1 protein-coding gene is annotated in these 509 nt (G+C 79.0%); it reads left to right on the top strand.

Annotated features, from left to right (window positions below; genetic code table 11):
- On the top strand, nucleotides 1-509 hold a 509-nt coding region (locus LPA54_RS36695), incomplete at both ends, for an NlpC/P60 family protein (RefSeq protein WP_228984827.1).

A 509-nucleotide genomic window follows, 5' to 3' on the forward strand; every position in this document is an offset into this window, starting at 1 on the left:
GGCCCTGGGTTCGCTCGCCGGCTCCCAGTACCGCTCCGGCGGCCTCGACCCCGCCCTCGCCCTGCTGCTCTCCGAGGACCCGGAGGACTATCTGCGCAAGGCCTCCGTCCTCGACCGGATCGGCGTCCACCAGACCGCCGAACTGAAGAGGCTCCGCGGCACCCTGCGCTCGCTGTCCCAGGACCGCGCCGAGGCGGCGGGGCGGCTCGGCGCCCTCGAACGCAGCCGCAAGGCCGCCGCCACCCCCAAGCGGACCGTGCAGCGCAAGCTCGCCGAGGCCCGGCGGCTGCTGGGCTCCCTCCCGGCCGGCGAACGCGCCGCCTGGGACCGCGCCTCCCGCTCCGGCCGCACCGACCTGCTCGGCCCCGGCGGCGCCCCCGCCTCCGGGCGCGCGGCAGCCGCCGTCGCCGCCGCCCGCTCCGCCCTCGGCAAGCCCTACGTGTGGGGCGCCAACGGCCCGTCCGGCTTCGACTGCTCCGGGCTCACCCCGTGGGCGTACGGGCAGGCCG

The organism is Streptomyces sp. DH12 (assembly GCF_020873895.1).
In the GTDB taxonomy this organism is placed as follows: Bacteria; Actinomycetota; Actinomycetes; order Streptomycetales; family Streptomycetaceae; genus Streptomyces.